Origin of the sequence: Amycolatopsis sp. NPDC051128, from assembly GCF_040682715.1 — a bacterium.
In the GTDB taxonomy this organism is placed as follows: domain Bacteria; phylum Actinomycetota; class Actinomycetes; order Mycobacteriales; family Pseudonocardiaceae; genus Amycolatopsis.
On the sequence record NZ_JBFBBN010000064.1, the window covers coordinates 1 to 12,866 of the forward strand.

At 70.8% G+C, this 12,866-nt stretch carries 16 protein-coding genes; 9 read left to right on the forward strand and 7 right to left on the reverse strand.

Translation table 11 applies throughout. The features are described from left to right. Positions 1-429: 429 nt before the first annotated feature. Both AB0M82_RS40435 and AB0M82_RS40440 read right to left on the reverse strand, forming a co-directional pair. Complete coding sequence (locus AB0M82_RS40435; protein ID WP_364734068.1) at positions 430-1,446, reverse strand: aldo/keto reductase; 1,017 nt, start codon at positions 1,444-1,446, stop codon at positions 430-432. A gap of 58 nt (positions 1,447-1,504) precedes the next feature. After that, on the reverse strand, positions 1,505-2,368 hold the full coding sequence (locus tag AB0M82_RS40440; protein WP_364734071.1) for an SDR family NAD(P)-dependent oxidoreductase: 864 nt from the start codon (positions 2,366-2,368) through the stop codon (positions 1,505-1,507). 32 nt (positions 2,369-2,400) lie between these two features. Between AB0M82_RS40440 and AB0M82_RS40445 the strand changes: the two genes are divergently transcribed. Both AB0M82_RS40445 and AB0M82_RS40450 read left to right on the forward strand, forming a co-directional pair. Beyond that, positions 2,401-3,024 carry a TetR/AcrR family transcriptional regulator gene (locus AB0M82_RS40445; protein WP_364734074.1) on the forward strand — a complete coding sequence of 208 codons (624 nt, stop codon included), beginning with the start codon at positions 2,401-2,403 and terminating at the stop codon, positions 3,022-3,024. Between the two features lie 69 nt (positions 3,025-3,093). After that, on the forward strand, positions 3,094-3,930 hold the full coding sequence (locus AB0M82_RS40450) for an alpha/beta hydrolase (RefSeq protein WP_364734076.1): 837 nt from the start codon (positions 3,094-3,096) through the stop codon (positions 3,928-3,930). Here AB0M82_RS40450 and AB0M82_RS40455 read toward each other — a convergent pair. Continuing rightward, entirely contained in the window at positions 3,917-4,285 is a 369-nt protein-coding gene (locus AB0M82_RS40455; RefSeq protein WP_364734077.1) for a DUF742 domain-containing protein, read from the reverse strand. The two genes, AB0M82_RS40450 and AB0M82_RS40455, sit on opposite strands and share 14 nt — an antisense overlap. A gap of 445 nt (positions 4,286-4,730) precedes the next feature. Here AB0M82_RS40455 and AB0M82_RS40460 point away from each other — a divergent pair, with 445 nt between their 5' ends. Together AB0M82_RS40460 and AB0M82_RS40465 are read left to right on the forward strand one after the other, a co-directional pair. Then, complete coding sequence (locus AB0M82_RS40460; RefSeq protein WP_364734079.1) at positions 4,731-5,171, forward strand: hypothetical protein; 441 nt, start codon at positions 4,731-4,733, stop codon at positions 5,169-5,171. Then, complete coding sequence (locus AB0M82_RS40465; RefSeq protein ID WP_364734081.1) at positions 5,168-5,620, forward strand: hypothetical protein; 453 nt, start codon at positions 5,168-5,170, stop codon at positions 5,618-5,620. Before AB0M82_RS40460 ends, AB0M82_RS40465 begins: the two co-directional genes overlap by 4 nt. Here the strand turns inward: AB0M82_RS40465 and AB0M82_RS40470 are convergent. Both AB0M82_RS40470 and AB0M82_RS40475 read right to left on the reverse strand, forming a co-directional pair. After that, the gene (locus AB0M82_RS40470) at positions 5,575-6,012 is read right to left on the reverse strand and encodes a L,D-transpeptidase (RefSeq protein WP_364734083.1); all 438 of its coding nucleotides are present in this window, start codon (positions 6,010-6,012) and stop codon (positions 5,575-5,577) included. The genes AB0M82_RS40465 and AB0M82_RS40470 overlap by 46 nt on opposite strands. An 82-nt stretch (positions 6,013-6,094) precedes the next feature. Then, positions 6,095-7,009 (reverse strand): hypothetical protein, encoded by a 915-nt coding sequence (locus AB0M82_RS40475; RefSeq protein ID WP_364734085.1) that lies wholly within the window; start codon positions 7,007-7,009, stop codon positions 6,095-6,097. Between the two features lie 112 nt (positions 7,010-7,121). Between AB0M82_RS40475 and AB0M82_RS40480 the strand changes: the two genes are divergently transcribed. After that, entirely contained in the window at positions 7,122-7,427 is a 306-nt protein-coding gene (locus tag AB0M82_RS40480; RefSeq protein WP_364734087.1) for a hypothetical protein, read from the forward strand. 39 nt (positions 7,428-7,466) lie between these two features. Here the strand turns inward: AB0M82_RS40480 and AB0M82_RS40485 are convergent, their stop codons facing one another. Together AB0M82_RS40485 and AB0M82_RS40490 are read right to left on the reverse strand one after the other, a co-directional pair. Next, the gene (locus AB0M82_RS40485) at positions 7,467-7,808 is read right to left on the reverse strand and encodes an STAS domain-containing protein (protein ID WP_364734089.1); all 342 of its coding nucleotides are present in this window, start codon (positions 7,806-7,808) and stop codon (positions 7,467-7,469) included. 181 nt (positions 7,809-7,989) lie between these two features. After that, positions 7,990-8,676: a TetR/AcrR family transcriptional regulator gene (locus AB0M82_RS40490; protein ID WP_364734091.1), complete on the reverse strand. Its 687-nt coding sequence runs from the start codon at positions 8,674-8,676 to the stop codon at positions 7,990-7,992. Between the two features lie 117 nt (positions 8,677-8,793). On the opposite strand from AB0M82_RS40490, the gene AB0M82_RS40495 reads away from it, so the two are divergent. The 4 genes from AB0M82_RS40495 (at position 8,794) to AB0M82_RS40510 (ending at position 12,794) form a co-directional block, all read left to right on the forward strand. Further along, complete coding sequence (locus tag AB0M82_RS40495; protein WP_364734093.1) at positions 8,794-9,000, forward strand: 4-oxalocrotonate tautomerase family protein; 207 nt, start codon at positions 8,794-8,796, stop codon at positions 8,998-9,000. Positions 9,001-9,091: 91 nt separating this feature from the next. Then, the gene (gene msrA / locus AB0M82_RS40500; RefSeq protein WP_364734095.1) at positions 9,092-9,607 is read left to right on the forward strand and encodes a peptide-methionine (S)-S-oxide reductase MsrA; all 516 of its coding nucleotides are present in this window, start codon (positions 9,092-9,094) and stop codon (positions 9,605-9,607) included. Between the two features lie 319 nt (positions 9,608-9,926). Further along, positions 9,927-12,194 (forward strand): M4 family metallopeptidase, encoded by a 2,268-nt coding sequence (locus AB0M82_RS40505; RefSeq protein ID WP_364734097.1) that lies wholly within the window; start codon positions 9,927-9,929, stop codon positions 12,192-12,194. A gap of 90 nt (positions 12,195-12,284) precedes the next feature. Next, positions 12,285-12,794 (forward strand): OsmC family protein, encoded by a 510-nt coding sequence (locus tag AB0M82_RS40510; RefSeq protein WP_364734099.1) that lies wholly within the window; start codon positions 12,285-12,287, stop codon positions 12,792-12,794. Positions 12,795-12,866: the final 72 nt, after the last annotated feature.

The window sequence follows — 12,866 nt, forward strand, 5'->3', positions numbered from 1 at the left end:
CATCAGCCTCTGCCCCCACCGCATCGGCCCGATCGTCCAAGCAGCACTCGTCCTCACCCACCACGAACACCACGGACGCTACTGAGAAAACCTCAATGTGGCGTTGGGTGCGTTGGACGCACCCAATGTGGCTTTGGGTGCGTTGGACGCACCCAATGTGGCGTTCGGGCAAGGCCGGGCAGTTAGCTGCGGCAGCGAGCTGTCAAGCTGCCCGATTGGCCCGATTGGCCCGGTTTCAGGTGCTCGCCCACGGCCGTGAATGTCGCATTGAGGGACATAGAGTCCCTCAATGAGCCATTCACGGCTGTTCCGTTGACCGCTTTGCGCGGCAGAGGAATCCTCAACTACCCGGCCTTGGGCGTTCGGTGCATCCAACGCACCCAAACGCCACATTGGGGCGCATGCCGGGCGGGTGTCCACAGTGGAGGATCAGGTCGGCAAGCCCGCGTTGAGCCGCGCCAGGATGCCGTGCGGGAACGGCGACGGCACCGTGCTCACCTCCGTCAGCCGGTCCAGCTGGGTGTCGCTCAACTCCAGGGCGAGCGCGCCGAGGGTGTCGGCCAGCTGCGCCGGCGAACGCGCGCCGATCAGCGGCGCCGGCGTCGACGGCCAGCGCGTCACCCAGTGCAGCGCCACCTGCGCCGGGGTCGCGCCCACCTCGGCCGCGATCTCGCGGACCGCGTCCAGCACCGCCCAGCGGGCTTCGGGCAGCGCGCGGAAGGCGGCCGCGTCCGGGCCCGCGAGCCGGCCGGTGCCGGCGCCGTCGCGGGTGTACTTGCCGGTGAGGAACCCGCCGCCGAGCGCGCCCCACGGCTGGATCGCGATGCCGAATTCCCGCGCCAGGGGCACGTATTCGGCTTCGATCGCGCGCTCGACCAGGGAGTACTCCAGCTGCAGCGCCGTCACCGGCGGGCCGCCGAGCATCGCGGCCTTCGTCGCGTACCACGCGGGGACGTCGCTCAGCCCGGCGGCGCGGATCTTCCCGGCGCGCACCAGGTCGCCGAACGCCGCCATCACCTCTTCGGCCGGGGTGAAGCCGTCCCAGATGTGCAGCCAGTACAGATCGACGTGGTCGACGCGCAGCCGCCGCAGCGACGCCTCCAGGGACGCGATCATGTTCTTGCGCCCGTTGCTGCGGCGGCGGGGGTCGGACCGCGGTTCACCGCCACTGAAGTCGGGCCCGGAGTACTTGGTGGCGAGGACGACGTCGTCGCGGTCGACGTCGCGGAGGAATTCGCCGACCAGTTCTTCGCTGCGGCCCGCGCTGTAGTTGTCCGCGGTGTCCACGAAGTTGCCGCCGCGGTCGACGTAGGCGCGGAAGATTTCGCGGGCGGCGCCGTCGTCGGCGCAGAAGGATCCGGTGCCGAAGGTCATCGCGCCCAGCGTCAGCGGCGAGACGCGCAGCCCGGAGCGGCCCAGCGGCCGGTAGTCGTCCAGTTCGGTCATGACCCCGATCGTGCAACCCGGAGCGCGGTCCGGGTCAAACCCGGCCATGGCCGACCGGTCAGGCCCGTGGCTCCAGACCGGTCAGCGTGACGCTCTCCGCCCACAGCCGCGCGGCGGCCGCGTCGTCGGTCAGGTTCGCCCAGCGGGGTTCGAGCCGTGGCCTGCCGCGCAGGCCGAACACCCGCGGCCCCCACAGCTGCCCGCCGGCCACGTCCGGGCCGAGCACCGCGCGGACGGCGGGGCGCGCGCCGGCGTCCTTGCCGTGCAGCACCGCGCGGGCCGGCAGGCCACGCAGCCACTGCCCGGCGGTGCGGGCGTGCACCCGCGGCCGTGACGGCGTCAGCGAGTCGAGCGCGCCGCCCGGGTGGGCGAGCACGCTCAGGCGTTTCGAGCCCGCCGCCCGCAGCCGCCGGTCGAGTTCGAGCGCGAACAGCATCTGGGCCAGCTTGGACCGCCCGTAGGCGCGCTTGGGGTGGTAGCCGCGCTCGCTCTGGAGGTCGGCGAAGTCGAGCTTCGCGGTCTTCGCGGCGAAGCTGCCGATGGTGACGATGCGCGCGTCCGCCGTCAGCACCGGAATCAGCCGGGCGACCAGCGCGAAGTGGCCGAGGTGGTTGGTGCCGAACATCAGCTCGTGGCCGCCGGCGGTCTCGCGTCGTGGCGGCGCGTCGAGCGCCACCCCGGCGTTGCAGACGACGGCGTCGAGCTCGCCGGTGTCCACCGCTTCGAGGGAGCCAAGGTCGGCGAGGTCCATCCGGACGTGCTTGACCTTGGCCCCGGCGACCTGCGACCGGATCGACGCCGCCGCGGCTTCCGCCTTGGCCGGATCGCGACCGCCGATCACCACCTCCGCGCCCGCCGAAGCCAGCTGCTCGACGGCGAAGTACCCGATCCCGGCGTTGCCGCCGGTCACCAGCACCCGCATCGTCCTCCCCTCCCCGTGCCAAGCTGTCCGGTGTGGACAACGCTACCGACGAACCGGCCCGGGCGGGTTACCGGCGGTCGGCCGGATCACCCCGCGGCGAGGCCCGGCGCCGGGAACTGCTGGCGAAGATCACCGACGACGTCGCCGAGAACGGCCTGGTGGACTTCTCGCTGCGGCGCGCCGCGCGGGCGGCCGGGACGACGCACAAGGTGCTGCTCTACCACTTCGAAGGCGCCGAAGACCTGCTCCGGCAGGTGGTCGTCGAACTGCGCGAGCGGCGGATCGGCAACGCGCTGGCGGCCGTCGCCGCGGAGCCGTCGACGCTGACCGCCCGGGTCCGCGCCGCCTGGCACAGCCTGCGCGACGAGGAGTCGCAGCTGCGGCGCGTCCTCGACCAGGCGATGGGCCTGGCGATGTACGACCCCGGCCGGTACGCGGCGCTCGGCCGCGGCGCGTCGCAGCAGTACCTGCCGGCGCTGATCTCGTTCTGCCCGGCGCACTGGCCGGAGCGGCGGAAGCTCGAGGTGGCCGAGATGGTCCTCGCGACCCTGCGCGGTTTCCTCGTGGACCTGCTGACCAGCCCGAACGACGACGGCGCGGCAGCCGGGTTCGAGGCGCTGCTCCGCGCGGTCGAGCGGGAGGAAGCCGCGCCCTGACGGCTCTCCTCGACAGTTTGCGAACCACGTGGTTCACTTCTGGCCGGGGGACGCCACTGGGAGGCCGGGATGCAGGTCGAGTTGTCCGCGGGAACCGTCGAATACACCGACACGGGCGGGCCGGGCCCGGTCGTCGTCTTCGTCCACGGGCTGCTGATGGACGGCTCGCTGTGGGACGGCCCAGTCGCGGACCTGGCCGCCGACCACCGGTGCGTGGTCCCGACCCTGCCACTGGGCGCACACCGGCACCCGATGCGGGACGACGCCGACCTGTCGCTGCCCGGAATCGCCCGGCTGCTCGCGGAGTTCCTCGACCGCCTGAACCTGCGGGAGGTCACGCTCGCCGGCGTCGACACGGGCGGCGCGCTGGTGCAGTTGCTCATGGCGGACGGCGCTTCGCGCGTGAGCCGCGTGGTGCTCGCTTCGTGCGACGCGTTCGACAACTTCCCGCCCGGGCTCACCGGCAAGACGCTGGTCTTCTCGGGGAAGCTCTCGCCGGGCCTGTTCGGGGTGTTCATGCAGCAGATGCGGCTGCGGCCGGTCCGGCGCCTGCCGATCGCGTTCGGCTGGCTGACGAAGCGCGGCGACGCGGCAACGCGCCGCTGGGTCCAGCCGGTGCTGAGCCAGGCCGCCATCCGCCGTGACACGGTCCGCGTCCTCCGGGCGGCGGCCGCCGCTTCGCCGGGGTTCCTGCTGGCGGTCGCCGAGCGGCTGACCGGCTTCGACCGCCCGGCCCTCGTCGTCTGGGCGCGCGAAGACCGCGTGATGCCACCGGAGCACGGCAGGCGGCTGGCCGCGTTGCTGCCCAAGGGAAAGCTCGTCGAGGTGGCCGACAGCTACACCCTGCTGCCGCTGGACCAGCCGGCGGAGTTCGCCAGGCTGGTCCGGGAGTTCACAGCGTGCTGAGGCCGTGAAGAATGCGCTTCATCAGGTCGAGGCTGGGCCGGTTGCCCGCGCCGATCTTCGCGGTGTGCACGGCGACGAGCCCGCGGTCGGCCAGATCGGACAGCAGGACCCGCGCGACGCCGAGCGGAATCCGCCGCCGCGCGGCCACTTCCGCGACGGACTGCGAAGTGCGGCACAGCACGCAGATCTCCGACTCCTCCTGCGAGCTCCCCCGCACCACGGCCCGCCCCCGCGGCGTGGTCGAAACCAAGGTCTCGACGGGCAGATCCCGCGTCGGCCGGGTACGGCCATGGGTGCGGAAGTACGGGCGGACCATCCCCGCACCGCCTTCTTCGAGCACGGACCCCCAGTGCACAGCCAGCTCCTAACGGCGATTAATCCCTGTAGGCGATTATTCGACACGGTGATCGACTCAGCCGCAATCGACCGAACAGAGCAACGCCGGAGATGCCGCAGGTCAGGCCGTTGCTTCGGGATGTGTTAAAGCTGTTAAGACACCGACCCCACCCCCTACCCGGCAGGGTTCCGGCAAGTCTTTGACGAGGGGTGGCCACGAGGGGCTTCTTGGCCTCGAATGACCAAGGCCGGGCAGTTAGCTGCGGCAGCGAGCTACCAAGCTGCCCGAATGACCCGATTAGCCCGGTTTCAGGTGTTCGCCGAGACCGAACGGTGTGTCGTGGGGTCGGCGACTGAATACATGACCCACGGTAGCCTACTGGATACTGTATACACTACTCGTCCAGTGCTCGACACCCGCGCGGCGGTTACCCCGCGGCGCTTGATCGCCCTATCGTTTTCCCATGACGCTGGAGATCATCGGCGGATCCGACTTCTCCGCACTCGCAACGGAAAACTGCCGCTGGACCCGCCGGTACGCCGACGGCGCGGTCACCTTCGGCTGCTCCGCGCGCACGCCGGAACGCGCCCCGCGGGTCTGGAGCGGCCACGGCCTCGGCCTGCCGGAGGCCGACCTGCCGCGGTTCGCGCGACAGCTCGCTCGAGTCATGAAGCACGAGGCCTACTGGCTCGCGCGGGCCGAGGGATCGGGCGACGCGCGGCTCTGGTCACTGGGCCGCTATGACGACGAAGACGACTTCGTCTACTTCGCCGGGCCGTGCGCCCACGGCGATCCGTGGCCGGGATACCGGCCGGCCCGGACGTTCACCATCGCGCTCCCCCACGTCCGCGGGCTGCGGATCCGCGTCGCCGCCTACCTGGCGGCCGTCAGCCCGGACGAATGACGTCGGCGGGAGCGGCACGTGCAGGGGCCGTCGCCGCCGTGGTGAGCGGGATACCGTCGACCGTGCACGCCCTGCTCACCGGCCGGGACGTCCTGGCCGCGACCCGCGCGGCGGGCACCCTGCTCCCCGGACGGCGCGACCGGCCCGGCGTCGCCGCCGGGCTGATCGCGCACGTCGCCGTGAGCGCCGTCTGGACCGCCGTGCTCGCCGCGGCCGCGCGCCGCCACCGGCTCGGTGCCGGCGGCGGCGCGGTGGCCGGGCTGGCGATCGCGGCGCTGGATCTCGGGATCGCGGCCCGCGGCCACCCCGCTGTGCGGGCCTTGCCGCGCGGGCCGCAGATCCTGGATCACCTGGTGTTCGGCGCCGTCACCGGCGCGCTTCTCGACCGTCCACAACGGACGGATCAGCGCACGACCTCGACGACGTCACCCGGGCGCAGCGTGTTGTAGAACTTCACCGCTGCCGCGTGCGAAAGGTGCACGCACCCGTGGGACTTGACCTTCAGGCTGCCCTGGTGGAACGCGACCCCGGTGGTGGTGAAGAACACCGAGTAGGGCATCGGCCCATTGTACTGCTTGCTGTAGTGGTCGATGTCCCTGTACTGCACGTGGAACTTCCCGAGCGGGGTCGGGTACTTCGGCAGTCCGACGGTGATGGGGACGCCCCCATAGGTGACGTGTCCCGCGCCGTCCGTCAGCCACGCGGTATTGGCACCGCGCTGGACGCAGGCCTTCGCTTCGGCGCTGCACGGCGTGGATGCCGCTTCGGCCGTTCCCGCGAACGCCACGGTCCCCGCCATCGCGGCGACCCCGCCCAGTAGTGCGATCATCCTCCGGTTCATCGTGTGCCTCCCGTTGTCGTTCGGCTACACGATGTAGGGTGCCCAGTCCCCCGATCTTCGAATCGCGAGTCGGTATCGCGAGTCAGTCCTGAAGCCGGGAAAGCCCGAGGAACTCGTTCTGCTCGCGGTCGTAGCGCCGGGTCAGGCCGGTGCCGTAGCGGTCCCACCAGTTCTGCGTGTGGCCGCCCTGGGTGGTCGTCGTCCCGCCGTAGATCTGCCGGTCGTACTCGACGCGGGCGTCGCGGAACTCCTGCTGGAACTGCTCCGGGGTCAGCCCCTGGATGTGCTGGATCGTCGCGTCGCCGAGCGTGCGGGAGCTCCGCACGATGTCCTCGCCCGCCATGTGGTTGAGGATCGCGCGGACCCCGCCGGCGCCGCGCATGTGGGCGCCGGACATGATCGCGGCCTGGGTGCCGGGATCGGTGAAGTTGAGCGCGCCCGCCGTGCGCGCGTTGGCCGTCATCAGGTCGGCGACGACCGCGCGTTCTTCGGGGCTGCCGATCCCGTACTGCTCGCGCGCGGCGATGATCCGGTCGTAGCCGTTGTGCATGTTCCGCCGGAAGCCGTAGGCCTCGGGCACCCCGCCCTGTTCGCCGGTCGCGCCTTCGGACCGCATGATCGACTCGACGACGCGGGGATCGAGCTGCCGTGGCGCCGCCGCGGCAGCCGCGCCGCCGCCCTGAGTGGCTTCGTGTCCGCCGCCGTAGGCCTGGGCGACGTCGGCGTCGGCGGCCCGGTAGCCGTCCGCGGCCGTCTGGACGTTCTGGTTCACGGCGCCGATCAGCCGGAAGAGCCGCTGCAGCGCCGTCCCGAGCTGTGAGTGCAACGCCGAGTTCGCGGCGGCGACCCCGCTGCCGATCCCGGCGAACGACAACGCGTCCAGCACCAGGCTTTCCAGGTCGCGGGTCGCCGACAGGAAGGACGCCCCGACGTCTTCGACCGCCTTGACGACCGTCCCCATTTCCGCCGTTTCGGCGTGGTAGGCCCCGGCACTCATGGTCTGCTCCCTCCGGACACCGGCTGTGCGCGTCGAGGATTCCCCACCGCGCCGCGCCGCCCCACGGCCGAATTACCCACTGCCGCACCGCTCCGGCGCTAAAGTCGTAAAGATGAGCAACCCCGGAGACGACCCGAACGTCGTGGACGGCGAGATCGTCGACGACACCCCCACCGCCGCCTTGGCGATCCCCGCCCTGCCGCTGCCGGAGCCGGACTACAGCGAAGGCGGCGCGCCCAGTTTCGGCTTCATTCGGGACAAGATCGAGAACCGGTACACGACGTCGCTCGGCTCGGCGGAGCTGGCCGGGCTCGGCACGGAGAACACGGCCGAAGCACTCGACAAGAAGATCGCCGACCGCGACCAGGCGGCCCGTGACCGGCTGGCCGAGATCCGCCGCTCGATGCGCGGCGAATAGCCCCGCTCGGCGAAGACGCCACGGCGTGGGTGCGCGCGGTCAGTTCGGCAACCACCGCACTTCGGTGGGCTGAGACGCGGCGATCGCGGTCAGCCGGTTCGGGAACACCGGCACCACCTCGGCGAGACCGGTCGACCACACCACCCGGTCGACCACGCCGCCGGGCCTCGCGATCAGGCATGCGGCAATGCCGCGATGCCGGCACCGCTTCACGGCCTGAAGCAGCGCCTGGGTTCCGCGCGCCGACAGGTACGTCAGCATGGTGAGGTCGACGACCAGCAGGTGCGGCGCCGGCAGTTCGCAGATGGCGGCTTCGAGCACCGTCGGCCCCCGCAGCACGGCGGTGAGGCCCCGCTCGCCACGGGCTTCGACGACCAGCACGCCCCTGGTTCGTCCCGAAACGGTTCCGTCCTGGTCGGGCATCGCGCCTCCTCGTGGCCGGCCCGGACCATCGTCCCATTCCCGGCCCGGCCGTGGACCGTGCGTGACGAGGAAGAAACCACTTGTGACACAAGGGGCCGTTTGCCCCGGCAGACGGCCCAGCCCGGCGCGGCCGTCCGGCTCAGCGTCCACTGTGGATAGTGAGCCGCGCCAGCCACTCCTGCAGCAACGTCGCCTCGGCCGCACTCAACTCCGCCGGCGCCGTCTTGCGCAGCAGGGCGCCCAGCGTCGTCGCCGTCGTCGCCACGGCGTCGTCCGGGTCCGCGCGCTCCTCGGCGAGGATGCCGGCCAGCACGCTCTCCCGGACGCGGGCCGAGAACCCGGGATCGGGATAGTGCGCCGGCCGGGTGATCAGCGACAGCGCGACCCCGGCGTTGGCCGCCATGACCATCTGCGCGGCGAGCGACGGCGCCAGCTTGAGCCGCCCCGCCGCCGCACAGCGCTCCAGCACCGCGAGCAGCAGGTCGTGCGCCTCGGCCGCCGCGCCGGGCGGCGTCGGCAGGCCCGCGTACATCACGCGGTAGTAGTTCGGGTGGTCGAGCGCGAACGCGACGTGGTTGTCCCAGCCCTCGCGCAGGTCGCGCACCGGGTCGCCGGACGGCTTCGCGGCTCGCTTTCCCGCCAGGTACGCCTCGAACCCGTGGTCGACGACGGCGGCGAGCAGCCCTTCCTTGTCGCCGAAGTGCCGGTACAGCGCCGGCGCGCCCACTCCGGCGGCCTCGCAGACCGCCCGCGTGGAGAAGTCGGCCTCGGCCGACCGCGAAAGCAGGTCGGCGGCCGCCTCCAGGATCCGCGTTCTCAGGTCCACGGTAGCGACGCTAGCAGGCGTTATCGTCGATATCAAGGAAACGGTAGCGCTGATCCATAGATCGTGTTAGCGTCGATTACGTCAACACGACAACATCGATACCGAAGGATGTCCGCCATGCCGTTCGCCAACTTCAAGGTCCCCGCCGGCACGCTCACCCCGAAGCAGAAGGAGCTGCTCGTCACCCGCACCACCGACCTCTACGCCGAGATCTACGGCGACCGCGCCCGCGGGAACACGATGGTGCTGGTCGAGGAGGTCGCCGACGGCGGCTGGGGCATCGGCGGCGACGTGCTCACGCTCGCGAAGCTGCGGGCCGGGTGACGTCAGGCTTCCGTAACCCCCGCCTGGAATCATCGGTGGTCCGCGGAAGTTGTACAGGCGGTAGCACCGCACGAGGAGAAGGAGTGACGCCGTGACCACGTCAACCGAAAGGGCCGTCCTGGCCGGCGGCTGCTTCTGGGGGATGCAGGAGCTGTTCCGCCGCCAGCCCGGGGTCGTTTCGACCCGGGTCGGGTACAGCGGTGGCGACGTGCCCAACGCGACCTACCGCAACCACGGCACGCACGCCGAGGCCATCGAGGTGATCTACGACCCCGCGCGGACCACCTTCCGCGATCTGCTGGAGTTCTTCTTCCAGGTGCACGACCCGACCACGAAGAACCGCCAGGGCAACGACATCGGCCTGAGCTACCGCTCGGCGATCTACTTCGAGAACGACGAGCAGAAGCGGGTCGCCGAGGACACGATCGCCGACGTCGACGCGTCCGGGCTGTGGCCAGGCAAGGTCGTCACCGAGCTCAGCCCGGTGGGCGACTTCTGGGAGGCCGAGCCGGAGCACCAGGACTACCTGCAGCGCATCCCGAACGGGTACACCTGCCACTTCGTGCGCCCGGGGTGGAAGCTCCCGAAGCGCGAGACGACCGCCTGACCCCAGTACCACCGAAGGGCCCCTTCGCCGATCCGCGGCGAAGGGGCCCTTCGTCGTTCGGACGCAGCGAAGATCGGCCGAACGGCGGTGATGCCGGTCCGGTCCTGAGTGGACGGTCCGCCTCCCGATCCCAATAGCGGTGAATATCCTTTTTGTAACGTATTGCTACTTACCGATAAGACCGTACGTTCGTCGCTTGTTCACGAGCCTTCGGCACCGGATGCTGATTTCCGCTAAGCCGCACCATTTTCCCCGTCGTCCCCGTTCTCGGCCCGGCCTGACACCGGGCCGGTTCGCCCTGCCCGGAGGAGCTCCTTCGATGCATCTGAGACGTCCTGTCGTCCTGGCCGCGAGCGGCGTGCTCGTCGCCGCGCTGTGCACGGCCAACACCGCCCAAGCCCAGCCCGCCACCCCGAACGCCGTCCAGGACGCCCAGACCATGGCCGTGAACGCGGCCGCCGGTCTCGTGGCGAGCAAGCCCGCCGCGCTGCACGCCGGCGCGGACGACGTCTTCGTGGCCCAGAAAGCGATTTCCGCCACGAACGGGCTGAAGTACATCCCGTACGAGCGCACCTACAAGGGCCTGCCCGTGGTGGGCGGCGACTTCGTGGTGGCGACCGACTCGACGGGCCAGGTGCTGGGCACCTCCGTCGCGCAGGACCAGACCATCGACCTCGCCTCCACGACCGCGAGCGTGTCGAAGGCCGCGGCCGAGGCGACCGCGCGGCAGCAGCTGTCCACCGTGGACAGCGTGGGCGCCGCCCAGCAGGTCGTCTTCGCGCTCGGCACGCCGAAACTGGCGTGGAAGAGCACCGTCCTCGGCCGCGACGCCGAAGGGCCGAGCAAGCTCGACGTCATCGTCGACGCCGCCACCGGCAAGGTGCTCCACACCCAGGAGCACGTCGTGCACGGCACCGGCAACAGCGGGTGGAACGGCCCGGTGACCCTCGACACCACGCAGTCCGGCAGCACGTACTCGCTGAAGGACCCGACCCTCACGAACGTCAGCTGCCAGGACGCGGCCAACAACACCACGTTCAGCGGCCCTGACGACGCCTGGGGCACCGGCAACGCCACCAGCCGCGAGACCGGCTGCGTCGACGCCTTGTTCGCCGCGCAGACCGAGAAGAAGATGCTCACGCAGTGGCTGGGCCGCAACGGCTTCGACGGCAGCGGCGGCGGCTGGCCGATCCGCGTCGGCCTGAACGACCAGAACGCCTACTACGACGGCAGCCAGGTCCAGATCGGCAAGAACACCAACGGCCAGTGGATCAGCTCGCTCGACGTCGTCGCGCACGAACTCGGCCACGGCATCGACGACCACACCCCGGGCGGCATCTCGGGCAGCGGCACGCAGGAGTTCGTCGCGGACGTGTTCGGCGCCTCCACCGAATGGTTCGCGAACGAGTCGTCGCCGTACGACACGCCGGACTTCCTCGTCGGCGAGACGATCAACCTCGTCGGCAGCGGCCCGATCCGCAACATGTACAACCCGTCGGCGCTGGGTGACAAGAACTGCTACGACAGCTCGATCCCGAACACCGAGGTGCACGCCGCGGCCGGGCCGGGCAACCACTGGTTCTACCTGCTGGCCGAGGGCACGAACCCGACCAACGGGCAGCCGACCAGCGCCACGTGCAACAGCTCCACGGTCACCGGGCTGGGCGTGCAGAGCGCGATGAAGATCTTCTACAACGCGATGCTGCTCAAGACCTCGGGCGCCTCGTACCTGAAGTACCGCACCTGGACGCTGACCGCGGCGAAGAACCTGTTCCCGGGCAGCTGCGCCGAGTTCAACACCGTCAAGGCGGCCTGGGACGCGATCAGCGTGCCGGCGCAGTCGGCCGACCCGACCTGCTCGGCGACCGGCACGGTCACCGTGTCCAACCCGGGCAACCAGTCGACCACCACCGGCGGCTCGGTGAACCTGACGCTCTCGGCCAGCGGCGGCACCGCGCCGTACGCCTGGTCCGCCACCGGCCTGCCGGCCGGCCTGTCGATCAACGCCTCCACCGGCACGATCTCGGGCACCGCGACCACCGCGGGCACCTCGAACGTCACGGTGACGGCGAAGGACGCGGCGAACAAGACCGGGACGGCGTCGTTCACGTGGACCGTCGGCACCACCACGGGCTGCTCCGGCCAGAAGCTGGCCAACGCCGGCTTCGAATCGGGCAGCACCGGCTGGACCGCGAGCAGCGGCGTCATCGGGCAGAACGGCTCCGACCAGCCGGCGCACGGCGGCACCTACAACGCCTGGCTCGACGGCTACGGCTCGGCGCACACCGACTCGCTCGCGCAGTCGGTGAGCATCCCGGCGGGCTGCCACGCCACGCTGACGTTCTACCTGCACATCGACACGGCGGAGACGTCCACCTCGACCGCCTACGACAAGCTGACCGTGACCAACGGCAGCACCACGCTGGCCAGCTACTCCAACCTGAACAAGGCCTCCGGGTACGTCCTCAAGACGGTCGACGTCTCGTCGGCCGCCGGCGGCACCCTCTCGCTGAAGTTCACCGGCGTGGAGGACAGCTCCCTGCAGACGTCGTTCGTCATCGACGACGCCGCCGTCACGCTGAGCTGACGCTGAACCGCTGAACCGCTGAACCGCTGAGGCGGGGAGGCCGGGAAACCGGCTTCCCCGCTTCGGCGCGTTCAGGAGCAGAATCGGCGTATGGATGCCCAAGAGCTGCGCGCGGTCCAGACGCCGTTGAAGGAGCAGTACCGGGAACGGCCGGAGAGCGCGCTCGTCACCCTGCACGCCGACGCCGCGCTCGACGGCCTCGGCATCTCCTGCAAGGTCGAGACCGGCCGCGCGATCGTCGAGGCCGGGCTGCACCCGGCGACCGGAGGCGACGGCACCCTCGCCTGTTCAGGTGACATGTTGCTCGAGGCACTCGTCGCGTGCGCCGGGGTGACGCTGCGGGCGGTCGCGACGTCGCTCGGGCTGACCGTGCGCGGCGGGCGTGTCCGCGCCGAAGGCGACCTCGACTTCCGCGGCACCCTCGCCGTGGCGAAAGACGCGCCGGTGGGCTTCCGCGCGATCCGGCTGTCGTTCGCCTTGGACACCGACGCCGGCGAAGAAGAGCTCGCCACGCTGAAGAAGCTGACCGAGCGCTACTGCGTGGTCTTCCAGTCGCTGCGGACGCCGCCGGAGTTCGCCGTCACGCTTTCGGCGAATTGAGGGGACCCAGGGAGAAACCCGCAGGACAAACCGGACAGTGTGGTCTAGCTTGACGGCTGCCACAGAAGGAGC